At 40.4% G+C, this 13541-nt stretch carries 14 protein-coding genes; 8 read left to right on the top strand and 6 right to left on the bottom strand.

All coding sequences use genetic code 11. The features are described from left to right. Nucleotides 1-66 precede the first annotated feature (66 nt). Nucleotides 67-525, bottom strand: a complete 459-nt coding sequence (locus tag FTT94_RS06585; RefSeq protein WP_180147226.1) for a hypothetical protein — start codon at nt 523-525, stop codon at nt 67-69. 183 nt (nt 526-708) lie between these two features. Here FTT94_RS06585 and FTT94_RS06580 point away from each other — a divergent pair, with 183 nt between their 5' ends. Next, nucleotides 709-1191 carry an RcnB family protein gene (locus tag FTT94_RS06580; RefSeq protein ID WP_373686018.1) on the top strand — a complete coding sequence of 161 codons (483 nt, stop codon included), beginning with the start codon at nt 709-711 and terminating at the stop codon, nt 1189-1191. 68 nt (nt 1192-1259) lie between these two features. Here FTT94_RS06580 and FTT94_RS06575 read toward each other — a convergent pair whose 3' ends face one another. Beyond that, complete coding sequence (locus FTT94_RS06575; RefSeq protein WP_180164864.1) at nt 1260-1757, bottom strand: phosphate-starvation-inducible protein PsiE; 498 nt, start codon at nt 1755-1757, stop codon at nt 1260-1262. 170 nt (nt 1758-1927) lie between these two features. On the opposite strand from FTT94_RS06575, the gene FTT94_RS06570 reads away from it, so the two are divergent. Both FTT94_RS06570 and FTT94_RS06565 read left to right on the top strand, forming a co-directional pair. Next, nucleotides 1928-2560, top strand: coding sequence for an FMN-binding negative transcriptional regulator (locus FTT94_RS06570; protein WP_180170485.1), 633 nt, complete (start codon nt 1928-1930; stop codon nt 2558-2560). Nucleotides 2561-2574: 14 nt separating this feature from the next. Beyond that, a complete protein-coding gene (locus FTT94_RS06565; RefSeq protein ID WP_180170453.1) occupies nt 2575-3120 on the top strand; it encodes a GNAT family N-acetyltransferase in 546 nt (181 codons plus the stop codon). Nucleotides 3121-3231: 111 nt separating this feature from the next. On the opposite strand, the gene FTT94_RS06560 is transcribed toward FTT94_RS06565, so the two are convergent. The 3 genes from FTT94_RS06560 to FTT94_RS06550 form a co-directional block, all read right to left on the bottom strand. Continuing rightward, entirely contained in the window at nt 3232-5013 is a 1782-nt protein-coding gene (locus FTT94_RS06560) for an acyl-CoA dehydrogenase C-terminal domain-containing protein (RefSeq protein ID WP_180005491.1), read from the bottom strand. A 193-nt stretch (nt 5014-5206) separates the two neighbouring features. Next, on the bottom strand, nt 5207-7009 hold the full coding sequence (locus FTT94_RS06555; RefSeq protein ID WP_078194152.1) for an acyl-CoA dehydrogenase C-terminal domain-containing protein: 1803 nt from the start codon (nt 7007-7009) through the stop codon (nt 5207-5209). 318 nt (nt 7010-7327) lie between these two features. Next, complete coding sequence (locus FTT94_RS06550; protein WP_180170452.1) at nt 7328-7957, bottom strand: hypothetical protein; 630 nt, start codon at nt 7955-7957, stop codon at nt 7328-7330. 134 nt (nt 7958-8091) lie between these two features. On the opposite strand from FTT94_RS06550, the gene baeS reads away from it, so the two are divergent. Then, nucleotides 8092-9768 (top strand): sensor histidine kinase efflux regulator BaeS, encoded by a 1677-nt coding sequence (gene baeS / locus FTT94_RS06545; RefSeq protein ID WP_180170451.1) that lies wholly within the window; start codon nt 8092-8094, stop codon nt 9766-9768. Between the two features lie 12 nt (nt 9769-9780). Continuing rightward, nucleotides 9781-10467 carry a response regulator gene (locus FTT94_RS06540; protein WP_180170450.1) on the top strand — a complete coding sequence of 229 codons (687 nt, stop codon included), beginning with the start codon at nt 9781-9783 and terminating at the stop codon, nt 10465-10467. Between the two features lie 91 nt (nt 10468-10558). Here FTT94_RS06540 and FTT94_RS16650 read toward each other — a convergent pair whose 3' ends face one another. Further along, nucleotides 10559-10744, bottom strand: a complete 186-nt coding sequence (locus tag FTT94_RS16650) for a hypothetical protein (RefSeq protein ID WP_257231265.1) — start codon at nt 10742-10744, stop codon at nt 10559-10561. A gap of 31 nt (nt 10745-10775) precedes the next feature. Between FTT94_RS16650 and FTT94_RS06535 the strand changes: the two genes are divergently transcribed. From FTT94_RS06535 to FTT94_RS06525, 3 genes are all read left to right on the top strand, one after another. Continuing rightward, on the top strand, nt 10776-11960 hold the full coding sequence (locus tag FTT94_RS06535; protein ID WP_257231264.1) for a hypothetical protein: 1185 nt from the start codon (nt 10776-10778) through the stop codon (nt 11958-11960). A gap of 26 nt (nt 11961-11986) precedes the next feature. Beyond that, entirely contained in the window at nt 11987-13078 is a 1092-nt protein-coding gene (locus FTT94_RS06530; RefSeq protein WP_257222989.1) for a hypothetical protein, read from the top strand. A gap of 290 nt (nt 13079-13368) precedes the next feature. After that, nucleotides 13369-13541 (top strand): transposase (locus tag FTT94_RS06525; RefSeq protein ID WP_180170449.1); only part of this gene is annotated, 173 nt, incomplete at its 3' end.

Here is a 13541-nt window from a genome sequence, read left to right as displayed (position 1 = left end):
CCCTCTTTTGAAAAGAGGGACTTTCCTCCCTTTTTTAAAGGGAGGTTAGGAGGGATTTAATCAGTTTTAATTCCTCGGTTCCGGATTTGGCGGAACGATTTGGTCTAAATCCTTATCTGTCATTTGATCCAATTCATGCAAATCAGTTTTGATTTTCCATTTATCGGCATCATCTACCGGTTGCGGTAACCGTGCTTCTAACCAGTCACAGATAACATCTGGTGGAAAATCGGCATGGTTACATTGAATCACCCATGATAAAAATTGTTTGGCTTCACCATTCATATATGGTGGTGGAGAAACAGGTAAAAACTGTGTCGGTAAACGTTCATTCTTAGAAATATAATTTAAAACGTGACCCAACTCTTGAACAGTTTGCCATGCCAAAGGATGGTCGACATTGATTTGAAATTTAAACCACCAAGCAGTTTTACCATCGGTTCCGTACGAGTCAATCAGTTGTTCTTGAATACTTGGAACTTTAGAAAAAAATTGATGAAGTCGGTCAAAACTTAATTCAGACACAGCATTTGATCCACTACGAAATAAAATCAATCTTAGCATAATCCAATCAAAAACAGGCTAGCATGAAGGTGCGATCAGCTTGGTCGGAGAATTAACAAATTCTTGCATTTGATGGATTTTTATTCATTTTTTCTCCTAAAATGGGTTTTATACTTAATCTATATACCGTGAAGGAAAGCTCGAGTGAAAGCAACATTATTCTATGCAATGGCAGGTGTGATGCTGATAATGACTTCAGCCAGTACTTTTGCGGAAAACAAATGGGCAAATTACCAAGGTGTAGATACGTCAAAGCCACAACACCGCCCACCGTCGATGAATCGGCCTGGTTATCCCCAACATGGTCAAAGCTATCCACAGCATGCTCCCAATTACCCGCAGCATTACCCGAACTATCCTCATCGCCCTCAATATCCCAATTATCCAAACCGTCCATATCCACCACAGGTGCAAAATGGCATAAGTATTCAATATCAAGCACCGACTACGATTATCCAAAATTCAAAAAGTTATAGCTGGGTGAATGGTGATCCTGCCAGCGCGAGTATTTCCAGTTCAACCTATACTTTTATCAGTGATTGGCAGCGTTTAGGTTTACCAGCACCACCCAATGGAATGTACTGGATTTTTGAAAATGGTCGCTATGTATTGGTGCCTAATCGATAAGGTTTATAACCTCTCTCTTGCGTAGTAGTGCTACTCGTCTCCTAAAAGGAGAAGGAACGAATTAGTGTTTAAGCCAATTCATCATCTTGCGGACGTGGGGTTTTTCCTTCAGGCAGTGGCTTCTCGGAATGCTTATCTCGAATAACCGAAGGATATGTCCAAGAGGCATAGCGCACAATCAAAATGGCCACAGCAAGGATGAGGATCGAACCTGTAGTAATGACCAAGCCCATATCCGCTTTATGGTCATGTTGAATGTCCGAAATCAGTAAACGGGTCAGGGCAGTAATAGCAATATAAATCAGGAAGCGTACCGGCATGTGGTTAGTTTTAAAATAAATACCGACCATGGCACCGAGTTCGAGGAAAATAAACAATAATAAAATATCGTCAATCGTGGCGAATTGTTTAACTGTAATAATTTCAAAAATGGTATGACCCGCAGACCATAAAATCATACAGCCGATGACAAACAGTGCAAGATAATGAAAACCTTCTACAGCAAGGTTGCCAAAACGGTCAAGGAGGGCTTCAACTTTTTCTACTTTGGGATCACGGTGTGTCATATATATTCCTCCTGTGTAAATTGCGTGAATATTCAATGATGAACTAGTCATTAAATACCAAGCAAATTTCATGCACATGAAGCGCATATGACAAAAATATTTTTTAGGTTTAATAAAGTTTTTAATGTTAAGTTTGAGCTTAAATTTTGTCCTATAAGAATGAAGCGACGATGTATCAACCAACGCATTTTAAACATGATGAACTCCCTGATCTGATTGATCTTATGCGTAAGTATGCTTTGGCGACAGTAATACTGACTGCACCCAATGGTGAGTTGGAAGTGAATCATTTACCACTAGAATATGACGCTGAGTCAGGCGAATTAGGTGTATTACGCGGTCATATTGCTAAGGCCAATCCAATGTTTGAATTGCTAAATCAGTCAGCGCAAGCCTATGTGATTTTTCATGCCGACGAAGCATATATTTCGCCAAGCTGGTATGAAGGAAAGCAGGAACATCATCGCGTTGTGCCGACATGGAACTATCGCGTGGTACATGTCAAAGGCACAATTCGTAAAGTTGACGATGAAAAATATTTACGAGGTGTTTTGGCTCGGCTGACTCGACAACATGAAGCTAGCCAACCCGTGCCATGGAAAATGGGCGATGCGCCTCATGATTTTATCGCGGAACAACTGGAAAAAATTATAGCGATTGAAATCGATATTCAGTCGATGATTGGGAAATTTAAAGTGAGTCAAAACCGAAGTGTTGTAGATGCGATGAATGTGGCAAAAGCTTTGGAAAGGTCGAATGCTGAAATGGAGGAGTCGATCAAAAAATATTATCCCATGAAATAACAGGCTAAATAATCATGCCCAATATGATTGAAACTGAACGTTTATGCCTGAGAAAGTATCAGTTAGGAGATGAAATTTCATTATTTGATACATATTTTTCGAATATAGAAGCAACTCGTTATCTGCAGCGGTTACCACATTTAACGATTAAACAGACTAAGAGTGTTTTAGAAAAGTGGGCAGATTATTATTGGTCGATACACAATCCTGATTTTGCATGGGTGATTAGTGATAAGAATACGCAGTTAGCGATGGGCTTACTGTATTTCTTCCATCAAGAAAACCATGGAGAAATACATTTTGGGTTAGGGGTGAATTTTCATGGTTGTGGTTATATGACTGAGGCTTTAAATGGGGGAATTAAGTATTTAAAGCAGAATCAAGTCACGAATGTTGTTTCATCTTTTTGTGCTGAGGAATATCTAGCATCACAAAATGTCTTAATGAAGGTAGGATTTAAACAAGATAAAGAGAAAACGCATTGGGCTACATTTCCAATGCTAGACGATCAGCTCCATCCTTGTTTTACATATCGAATGGAATTAGGAGATTGTGAATAAGTAAGTATGCTTATGATTTTTTCAAAAAGTTGCACTCAGTGTTTATGTAATAAGAGCAGTAAAATAAAAAAATGCCCGATAAATCGGGCATTTTTGATTTTGTACGACTAATTAAGCTTGGTTGGTAAAGTAATCTTCAGAGAAGTTCATGATCACTTCAGAACCTGCTTTCACTTTAGCAATGCGTAAAGCCAATTCAGGTAAAATACGCTGCGTGAAGTAAAGGGTTAGTGCAAGTTTGTTTTGGTAGAACTCGCCATCTTTGTCTTTTGCTGCATCTGCAATGCGGGCAAACATATAGGCAAAGCTGAGTAAGCCTACAGCATGTAGGTAATCAACGGCTGCTGAGTTCGGGAACTCAATGTTTTCACGAGCAGCTTCAAGTACATATTGAGTCACAGCTTCAACTTCAGCTGCTGCATCTAATGTTGCATCTTTGATGTAGTTCAAGCTAGCATCTAAGTTATTGGCAAAATCACGGATTTCTTGGATATATTCAGCAATGAATTCACCATTGCACTTAATGGTTTTACGACCAATTAAGTCTTGAGACTGAACACCGTTGGTTCCTTCGTAAATCTGTGCGATACGCAGGTCACGGATACATTGTTCCATACCCCATTCACGAATAAAGCCATGACCACCAAATACCATTTGCGCATCCAGTGTTGCTTGAAAAGCTGTATCTGTTAAGTACGCTTTCGCAATTGGTGTTAACAGCGCAACACGGTTATTTGCTGCTTTGACTGCTTCTGGGTCAGTAGAGAACTTGGTAATGTCCAGTTGTTGACCAACATAAACCGCAAATGCACGAGACGCTTCATTGTTGGCACGTGCGTTCAGCAACATACGACGTACATCACCATGAACTAAGATGCTGTCTGCAGGTTTTGTAGGGGATTGCACGCCAGAAGCGCTGCGACCTTGTAAACGGTCAGTCGCATATTGCGCAGCATTTTGGTAGGCAAATTCAGAAGCACCTAGGCCTTGAATACCCATAGACAGACGTTCGTAGTTCATCATGACGAACATCGCTGCAAGGCCTTCATTTTCTTTACCAACCAGGTAGCCTTTCGCGCCATCAAAGTTCATCACACATGTTGCAGACGCTTTGATCCCCATTTTATGTTCAATAGAACCAGGGCCTACAGCATTACGCTCTCCCAATGAACCATCTGCATTCACCAAGAATTTAGGTACGATGAATAGTGAAATTCCGCGTGAGCCCGCAGGCGCATCCGGCGTTTTCGCTAAAACTAAGTGGATGATATTTTCAGAAAGGTCGTGGTCACCGCCAGTGATGAAGATTTTCGTACCTGTAATGTTATAAGTACCGTCTTCATTACGTTCGGCTTTAGTTTTGATAATACCTAAATCTGTGCCTGCATGCGGTTCAGTTAAGCACATGGTGCCTGACCATTCGCCTGTATACATTTTTGGTAAATAAGTTTCTTTTTGCTCTTGTGATGCATAGCTGTTTAAGGCCATGCCTGCACCTACAGAAAGAAGCGGGTAGAGCATGAATGATGGGTTGGTTGCAAACAGCATTTCGTCAGACAGAACAGTCAGCATTTTTGGCATGCCTTGACCGCCCCATTCTTCATCTGCGCCTAGACCAATCCAGCCGCCTTCTGCATATTGTTTAAATGCTTCTTTGAAACCAGCAGGAGTCGTGACATTGCCATTGCTATAGGTTGCGCCTTCTTCATCACCTGTGCGGTTTAAAGGATGAGTGACGTTTTGCGCAAATTTTGCCATTTCTTCAAGAATGGCTTCTGCAGTTGCAGCATCAACGTGAGCAAGATTTTCGTTGTTTTGCCAGAATTGTTCTGCTTTAAAAACATCATTTAAGATGAATTTCATATCTGCAAGCGGCGCATTATAAATTGGCATGTTCGTTCACCTGTTTATTGTTTGAATCTATGGACTTGGGGCAATTTATATCGACACAAAGCGTGGAGAAAATTGACCAAAGTAAAATTATGGGACTATTTATAAAGAAAAAGGACTGCCAATGCTATGACCGTCCTTTCTCTATTTCTGCACTCAAGAGTACAATTTTTTGAATATGTTTTAGATATTCACATTAGAATGCAAAGTGTTCTGCATCCAATGCCATAAGAGGATCTAGGCCACCTGCGATCACTTCTACATGAGAGCGAACGCGCGGTAAGATTTTCTTGAAGTAGAAGCGAGCAGTCGTTACTTTCGCATTGTAGAAATCAACATCTGTTGTTCCTGCAGCTAAAGTTTCTTGTGCAACTAGCGCCATGCGAGCCCATAAATAAGCAAGCGTTACATAACCAGAGAAGTAGAGGTAATCGACTGCAGCAGCACCCACTTCTTCAGGGTTTTGCATTGCTTTCATACCAATCTGCATGGTTAAGTCGCCCCATTCTTTGTTTAGCGCAGCAAGCGGCTCAACAAATTCTTTCATGGCAGCGTTGTCTTTGTTAGCTTCAACAAATTTATGGATGATCTTGGTGAAGTCTTTCAACATTGCACCTTGAGTACCCAATACTTTACGACCTAACAAGTCAATTGCTTGAATTTCAGTCGTACCTTCGTACAAGCAAGAGATACGTGTATCACGTACGATTTGTTCCATACCATGTTCAGAAATGAAGCCGTGGCCACCAAATACTTGAACACCGTGTTTTGCAGATTCAGAACCTGTTTCAGTCAAGAATGCTTTAGCAATTGGGGTTAGTAGAGACAAGATGTTGTCAGAGAATTTACGTTCTTCTTCCGTTGCACCTTGTTCCACGATATCGGCATGGAAAGACAATAAGTAAACCAGAGCACGACCAGCTTCAGCAAATGATTTTTGCGTAAGCAGCATGTTGCGTACTGCAGGGTGCACGATAATTGGATCTGCTTCTTTTTCAGGTGCTTTAGGGCCTGAAAGTGAACGCATTGCCAAACGGTCTTTTGCGTAAGCAAGTGCACCTTGGAAAGCGCCTTCAGAAGCTGAAAGACCTTGTACAGCAGTACCGATACGTGCCGTGTTCATGAATGTGAACATGCAGTTTAGACCGCGGTTTTCAGGGCCAATCAAGAAGCCTTTTGCGTTATCAAAGTTGATGACACAAGTCGCGTTACCATGGATACCCATTTTGTGTTCAATCGAACCACAACGTACAGCATTGCGCTCACCAATTGAGCCATCAGCATTTACATTGAATTTAGGTACGATGAATAATGAAATACCTTTCGTGCCTTTTGGTGCACCTGGAAGACGAGCAAGGACGATATGGATGATGTTTTCAGCCATGTCGTGTTCACCAGCAGAGATAAAGATTTTCTCGCCAGAGATTGCGTAGCTACCGTCTGCTTGTGGTTCAGCTTTAGAACGGATAATACCTAAGTCAGAACCTGCATGAGATTCTGTTAAGCACATCGTACCTGTCCATTCACCTGAAACAAGTTTAGGCAGGTAAGTGTCTTTTTGTTCTTGAGAACCGTGATGTTCTAAAGTACGTACAGCACCATGAGATAGACCTGGATACATACCCCAAGCCCAGTTCGATGTACCCACCATTTCTGAAATGATGTTACCTAGTGAAACAGGTAGACCTTGACCGCCATACTGTTCTTCAGCAGACAAAGATGGGAAACCGAGTTCGATATATTTTTGATACGCTTCTTTAAAACCAGTTGGTGTTGTTACAACGCCATCATTCCAAGTACAACCTTCACGGTCGCCGACTTGGTTAAGAGGAGAAAGTTCATTTTCACAGAAGTCAGCAGCAGCTTCTAGATATTGGTCAACCAACTCACGGCTTACGGTATCAGAAAATGCAGGCAATTGTGCATAGTGATCTTCTGCTTTTAAAAGTTCATGCAGAACAAATTGCATATCACGTAAGGGCGCTTTGTATTGTGGCATATCGTTTTCCTCAATACTGGTTTCTACCAGCGTTAGTAATCCTAAATAAACATTTGAACGTGTCTTCAATGACACGTATTGGAATGGTTCTAATCGTGCAACATCTTCTTATTGGGTACAAGCATTTCAGGGCGATTTGTTGGTGACTGTAAAGTCAAAGAAATATCCCTTGAAAATGCTAAGTGCATTGAGTGTAAACACTTTTGGCTGAAAATGAATGACACAAATAGTCAAAAAGCGTAAAAAGATATGTCCAATAAAAAAGGCACTCATGGGAGTGCCTTTTTATACTCAATGATATTGCGAGCTAACTTTGACTTATTTTACTGGTGCTGGCGTCGGGGCAACAGGGGCTTTAGGTTGGAAGCGAACTTCACATTTACCATTGATTTGCTGTTCGCCAACTTTAATCGCAACCGTGCTACCATCAGTCTTGCCTTGGCATGCTTTCATAATCGCTTGTTGCTTCGCTTGGCGTTCTGCTAAACGCTGATCAAATTGTTTAGTCAGCTCTGCACGTTTTGCATCAGTCAGTGGCTCACCGCGTTGCATCTGACCACGCATGTCGCCATGCATTGGACGATGTTCACCGCGCATTGGTTTGTGTTCACCACGTGCTTTTTTCATGTCTTGACGGTCTGCGTTGAACACCATGGTACATGTACCATCAATGCTTTTATCGCCAGCTTTTACTTGAACTGTTAAACCTGTAGTCTTGCCATCACAGGCTTTTTGCATCTCTGCAAACACTTGACGTTGCTCTGCACGCATTTGTTTGAAATGTTCACGTTGCTCAGGTGACATACGACGATCTTGATCACCATGATGTTGTTTCATCATACGGCCATGATCGTTATCTTTTGGTGCGGTTGTCGATTGACAAGCCGTCAATGCACCCATGCTCAATACGCTTGCACCGATTAAAGCCATTTTGGTCATTTGTTTCATAGTCTATACCCCACCAGATTAGATATTTTTTCAATGGTTAAAGATTAAATAATAAAGATGTAGAAACAATGGAGAGTTTTTTAGTAGCGTGTTCGCTACAATAATGAATATAGAAGAAAAATGAGAGTTCTCTTTTGAAAATACGTCGTATCCCGATTGCCTTACGCTTGTTTCTGACTGTGCTGTTGACGACGCTCGTCATCACAACGGTAAGTCTTGGCGTGTTGCATTGGAATATGCAGCGTAATTTCACCAAATATGTGGCCGATGTCGAGATGCAAAAGCTTGACCATGTCATTGAAAATTTAGCCGATGTGTATACGGTTTATCATGATTGGGGCAATGCGATTCAGGCGCAAATTTTGCAAATTGAAGGGCAGGCTGCGCCAGATGACTATGATCGTCTCTCTCGGTGGTGGCTGCGTCGTCAATATGACATTGCATTGCAGCAGCGCTATTTCCAAGATCATAGTTTGAATGCAGCATCGATGTTGGCAACGCCACAGCAAACGGCAGAACAAAAAACTGAAGAGCTAAAATGGCTTGAACAAAACTTACCGTCTGAGTTTCAACCTTTTGAAGGTTTAAAATTTCCTTTAAGCGCGAATCAAAATGTGTTCCGCCCCAAAGAGTCGAATGCGGATGAAAAAGATAAAGATGCCGGTCAATCCTCTCAAAACAATACCAACAATGGTGGTAAAAAACAGTTTATTCAAATGCCTGACCGCTTGGGCTTGAGTTCACGTTTATCTTTATATGATGCACAGCGCCAATTTGTCGTGGGTGAACCGACAGATGAACAGATTTCTTATCGTCCGATTATGGTAAATAATCAAATCGTGGGGTATCTAGGACTCAAACCTGTACTCGAGCAAGATGATGCGATCAGTATTAACTTTTTTAGTAAGCAAAAACGTTATTTATTATTGGTTTATGTGCTTAGTTTTATTGCGAGTTTAATTGCAGCATTGTTATTGGCAACATACTTTAAAAAACCGATTCAGCGTTTGTTAATGGGAACACGTGAATTAACCAAGGGTAATTATCAACATCAAGTTGCAGTGAACCGTAATGATGAGCTTGGTGATTTATCGAATGAATTGAACCAGTTGGCTGTGATTCTCGATCAGCATGAAACGTCACGTCGTCAATGGGTGGCCGATACTTCACATGAATTAAAAACCCCATTGGCGGTGTTGCAGGCTCAAATTGAGGCGATGCAGGACGGTATTCGTAAGCCAACGCCAGAGCATTTTGCCTCAATGCTCAATCAAGTGAGTAGTTTGAAAAAATTGACCAAAGATTTGGCGGATTTGGCGCAAGCTGATGCACAACAACTGAATTGTTATTTGACCACGCTCAATCCGTGGGATGTAGTGATGCAAGAAGTTGAAAGCTTTAAGCCGAAGTTTGAGCAAGCAGATTTGAAAATTACAGCAACGGGCGATGGCACTTCATTACAATTAGATATAGACCGTTTTAAACAGATTATGGTCAACTTATTGGGTAACAGTATTCGTTATACGGAAGCTGGCGGTGAAGTGCATGTTCATACTGAGCAAGATGAAACCCAGTGGACCGTGTATGTTGATGACAGCCCATTTGGTTTAACTGATGAACAGTTGGCACGTTTAGGTGAGCGTTTCTATCGTGTGGATGATTCGCGCACGCGTGCAACCGGTGGTACAGGATTAGGATTGGCGTTATCCGTAAAAATAGCTAGAGCATTGGGCGGAGAATTGAGTTTTGATCATTCTCCATTGGGCGGTTTGCGTTGCAAATTGACATTTCCCAAACAGATGAAATATTAAAAGGAAGCATGCATGAAACATATCATGTTGGTTGAAGATGAAGTGGAACTTGCACAGCTAGTGCGTGATTATCTAGAGGCTGCAGGCTTTGAAGTCAGCATGTTTCATGATGGTCAAGAAGCCTATGAGAGCTTCACGCAGCGTAAGCCGAGTCTAATGATTTTGGACCTAATGGTGCCACGTATGGATGGCTTAACCATTTGCCGTAAAGTCCGTGAGCAGTCTGATCTGCCAATTATTATGGTGACTGCACGCACTGAAGAAATTGACCGTGTATTGGGGCTCAATATGGGTGCTGACGATTATGTCTGCAAACCGTTTAGTCCGAAAGAATTGGTGGCACGTGTGCAAGCGGTATTACGTCGTTTAGAACGTAAAGCAGAGCCAGATGTGAATGATTTATTCCGTATGGACAAAGCACAGCAACGTATTTGGTATCAACAAAAAGCGTTGAGCTTAACGCCAACAGAGTTTCGTTTACTTGAGTTGTTTTTAGAGCATGTAGGGCAGGTGTATTCACGTGCGCAATTGCTTGATCATATTAACCCAGACAGTTTTGAAGTGGCTGACCGTGTGATTGATAGTCATATTAAAAATTTACGTCGTAAGATTTCAGATGCAGCGGAAACTGGCAACCGTCATGAGTGGATTCAAGCTGTGTATGGCGTCGGCTACCGTTTTGAATATCCAGAGGATTAATGTTACTTTTTGTTCTTGATTCTTTTTTTAAAAGCCTTTAATTTTTAAAGGCTTTTTTATTTGTATTTTTAAGAGGGAAAAACATAATGATTTAAAAAAAAACCTTATTAGCAATAAGCTGTTCTGTAATTTTAACTGCATGTGGCGGTGGTGGCGGCGGGTCTTCTAGTAGCGGTGGGACTTCAGATAATGGCGGTTCAAATGGGGAAACAGCTAACCCATCAAATCCAGCAACAGATTTAGAGAAAGCTAAAGTATTAATCAAAACTACGAACAATATTATTGCCTATTTTGACAGTTTTAAAGGTTTGCAGTCTCAGTATGAGCCTGCATTTGATGCTGTAAGTAATGCAGGAAATGATATTAGTAATGCTTCTGATCTCATCATTACTTTAGCTTCATTGGCGCAGAAAGATGCTCAAGGTTCCACAAAAGACTATACCGCTGCAGACTTAGAGGCACTTTTAGAGGCTGATACGACCTATGGGGGGGTATATTATCCAGATTATATTTTGAGCAAAAATGGTCTTAAAATCAGCGTAACACCGACTTCAGTTTCTGTTAATGGAAGTGTATCGGCTAAATATTGGATGGACTATATTTGGGATAGCAGTACTTTTACTGGAAAAGATGTTTTTAGCGATGCGGTTTTGATTACTGTAAGCAATTTAAAGTTGGATGCGCCATTCACAGCATCTGCAAAACAGCATGATTTTAAAATAGTTTCAGGCGGTAAAATCACAGCTAAAAATGCGGATGGATTAGAATCAAGCTTAGGGTTTAATAGCAACAGTACCGCTCAAGTTGTTTATGATACAGCTATCAAGCTGGAAGACTCAGAAAGTGAAAATGCTCCGGTTACGGCACAATTTAAATTTTTAAATGTTTTGTTAACAACTCAAAACGCGAAGCTGAATTTAACTGAACTTTCAAGCAAAGCTGCTCGAGTTAAATTCAAAAATGGTACTGAAACATTTAATCAAATTATTCCATATGAAATTATTTTGAAAGGTGAGGCTTTAAGCGGAGCAGAAAACTTAGGCTTAGATGCAAATATTAAGCTAAAAAATGATCTGACTAAAACCTTTGATATTACCCAAGGCGAATCTGCGGCTGCATTTATTAATGCAGATTTGACAGTTAATCTCTCTGGTAACGTAAAAGGTGGGGGGGCTGCTGTGAAGCCATTCAGTTTACTGCTTAACGCTAAAAGGAATGATTACCAAAAAGGGATAGCAAATCTTAAAGTTACAGTTGATCAAAATACATTAAATATAGATGTAAAAACTGACAATCTGATCGCGCAATCTCCAATTATCTGGTCAAGAGTATCTCATGCGAATGGTGCATTTGTAGAAATTCCAGATTTAGATCAATTCAGTTCTGCTGATATTAAAGTCGGTACTGTTAGCTACGGTACGATCAATAGAGTATCGAATAGCATTTATTCTGCGAAATTTACCGATAACACTGTGCTAATGATTGCACCATAATAATGAATTAAGGAGAGGGGGTAACGATGTTCCCCCTTTTTTCTATGTTGAAAAAAAAATTAGTATTATTGGGATTATCGCTCCCGTTTTATAGCTATGCACAAGAGGCTATCTATTATCAAGTGCAAGCAGATGTTTATAGTGAACCGTTAGCGATTCATGCATTTACAGATGATTGGGGTGATTCTAAGTTTAAATCAGGAAAAAATGCATTTGCTCATGGTTTAATGCAATTGGGCGTAAAGCAGGGTAATTGGGATTTTAGCTGGATCTGGCGATATGACTATGCGCTCAATTTCAGTGAGGATACAGCAAAGCTTTATTATCAAATACAGAATGAACTGCCTATCGATGCAAACTCAACGTATGACTTGAGGCTTGAAGCACAGCATATTGATACTGTTGGGTCTCGGGCTGCCTATACATGGCCCATTAGTTCGAATTGGAATTTAGAAACGGGTATAACCGCGTTAATTGGGCGTCATTATATTGATGGTCATATTAATGCGCTAGGGGTAACGACAGATCAGCAAGAGCTTATGGACCGCGTCAAATGGCTGAATGGGAGCATAGATTACAGTTATGATCATCCTGCTTTGAAAGAAGATGAAATGGGCTGGAATGAGCAGGCGCATAGCGGGTATGGCTATGCCCTAGATGCGACTTTAAGAGGTGCTATTGCAAAAAATTGGAATTTAAAAATTAATATTCAGGATGCATTGGCATATTTATATTGGCAAGATGCTCCATACACACGATATAACATCAGCTATGATCAAGATAAGCGTCCACGGTTTGATATTCAGGGAGAGTTTGATAAAGATAAGACCTATGCGCAAAAGCTGCCATTTAAAATTTATACGGATTTAAATTATGACTCAGAGCAGGCTTGGAGTTTAGGACTCAGTTCAATCTCAAATGAGTATATAAGTCTTTGGCAGCTCAATGCATATTGGAATACAGGGCTAATGTGGGGAATCCATTTTGAACCCCAAACCAATTCGTTTGGCCTTTCCGTCAAACATGAAAACTTTGGTTTTAAATACATAGCAGATTCATTCAATACCAACCAAGCAAAACGTATGGGCGCGCAAATATATGCGCAATATCTATGGTAAGTGCTGTTGGACCAGCGACTGTAAACAGATTAGCTTCTTTAGAATGTGTAAAGTTTTAAGCAGTTGTTTTATTTAGCCGTATTGATATGTATTAAAAAAAGCTTTGCATTGTCATAATGGAATTTAAATTGTTCGGTTATGGATAAGTTTGAATTTATCTATAACCGATTTTTATTTATATCGTAAATTTTTTATTTTTTAAAGTTTTTATTAGGGTCTGTTGACATTTGTTGATTAAAAAAATAGCGAGATAGTAAAATTAAATCGCCAAACCCAATTTTACGCTCGCTATGCCTCGAACAATGCTAAATGATCAACACTGGTCCAAGTTACTTTCTATTTTCCGTCACTTTAATATTTATCTCAAATTAAATTTACGGAATTTTATTGAAGCGATTTTATTTCGAATTAGAACAGGCTGTCCTTGGCGTGATTTACCTCAAGAGTTTGGTAAATCAAATTC

This window comes from Acinetobacter sp. YH12027, from assembly GCF_013420085.1.
GTDB lineage: Bacteria > Pseudomonadota > Gammaproteobacteria > Pseudomonadales > Moraxellaceae > Acinetobacter > Acinetobacter amyesii.
Note: the sequence above shows the minus strand (reverse complement) of the source record. Positions and strands in the feature narration are given on the sequence as shown.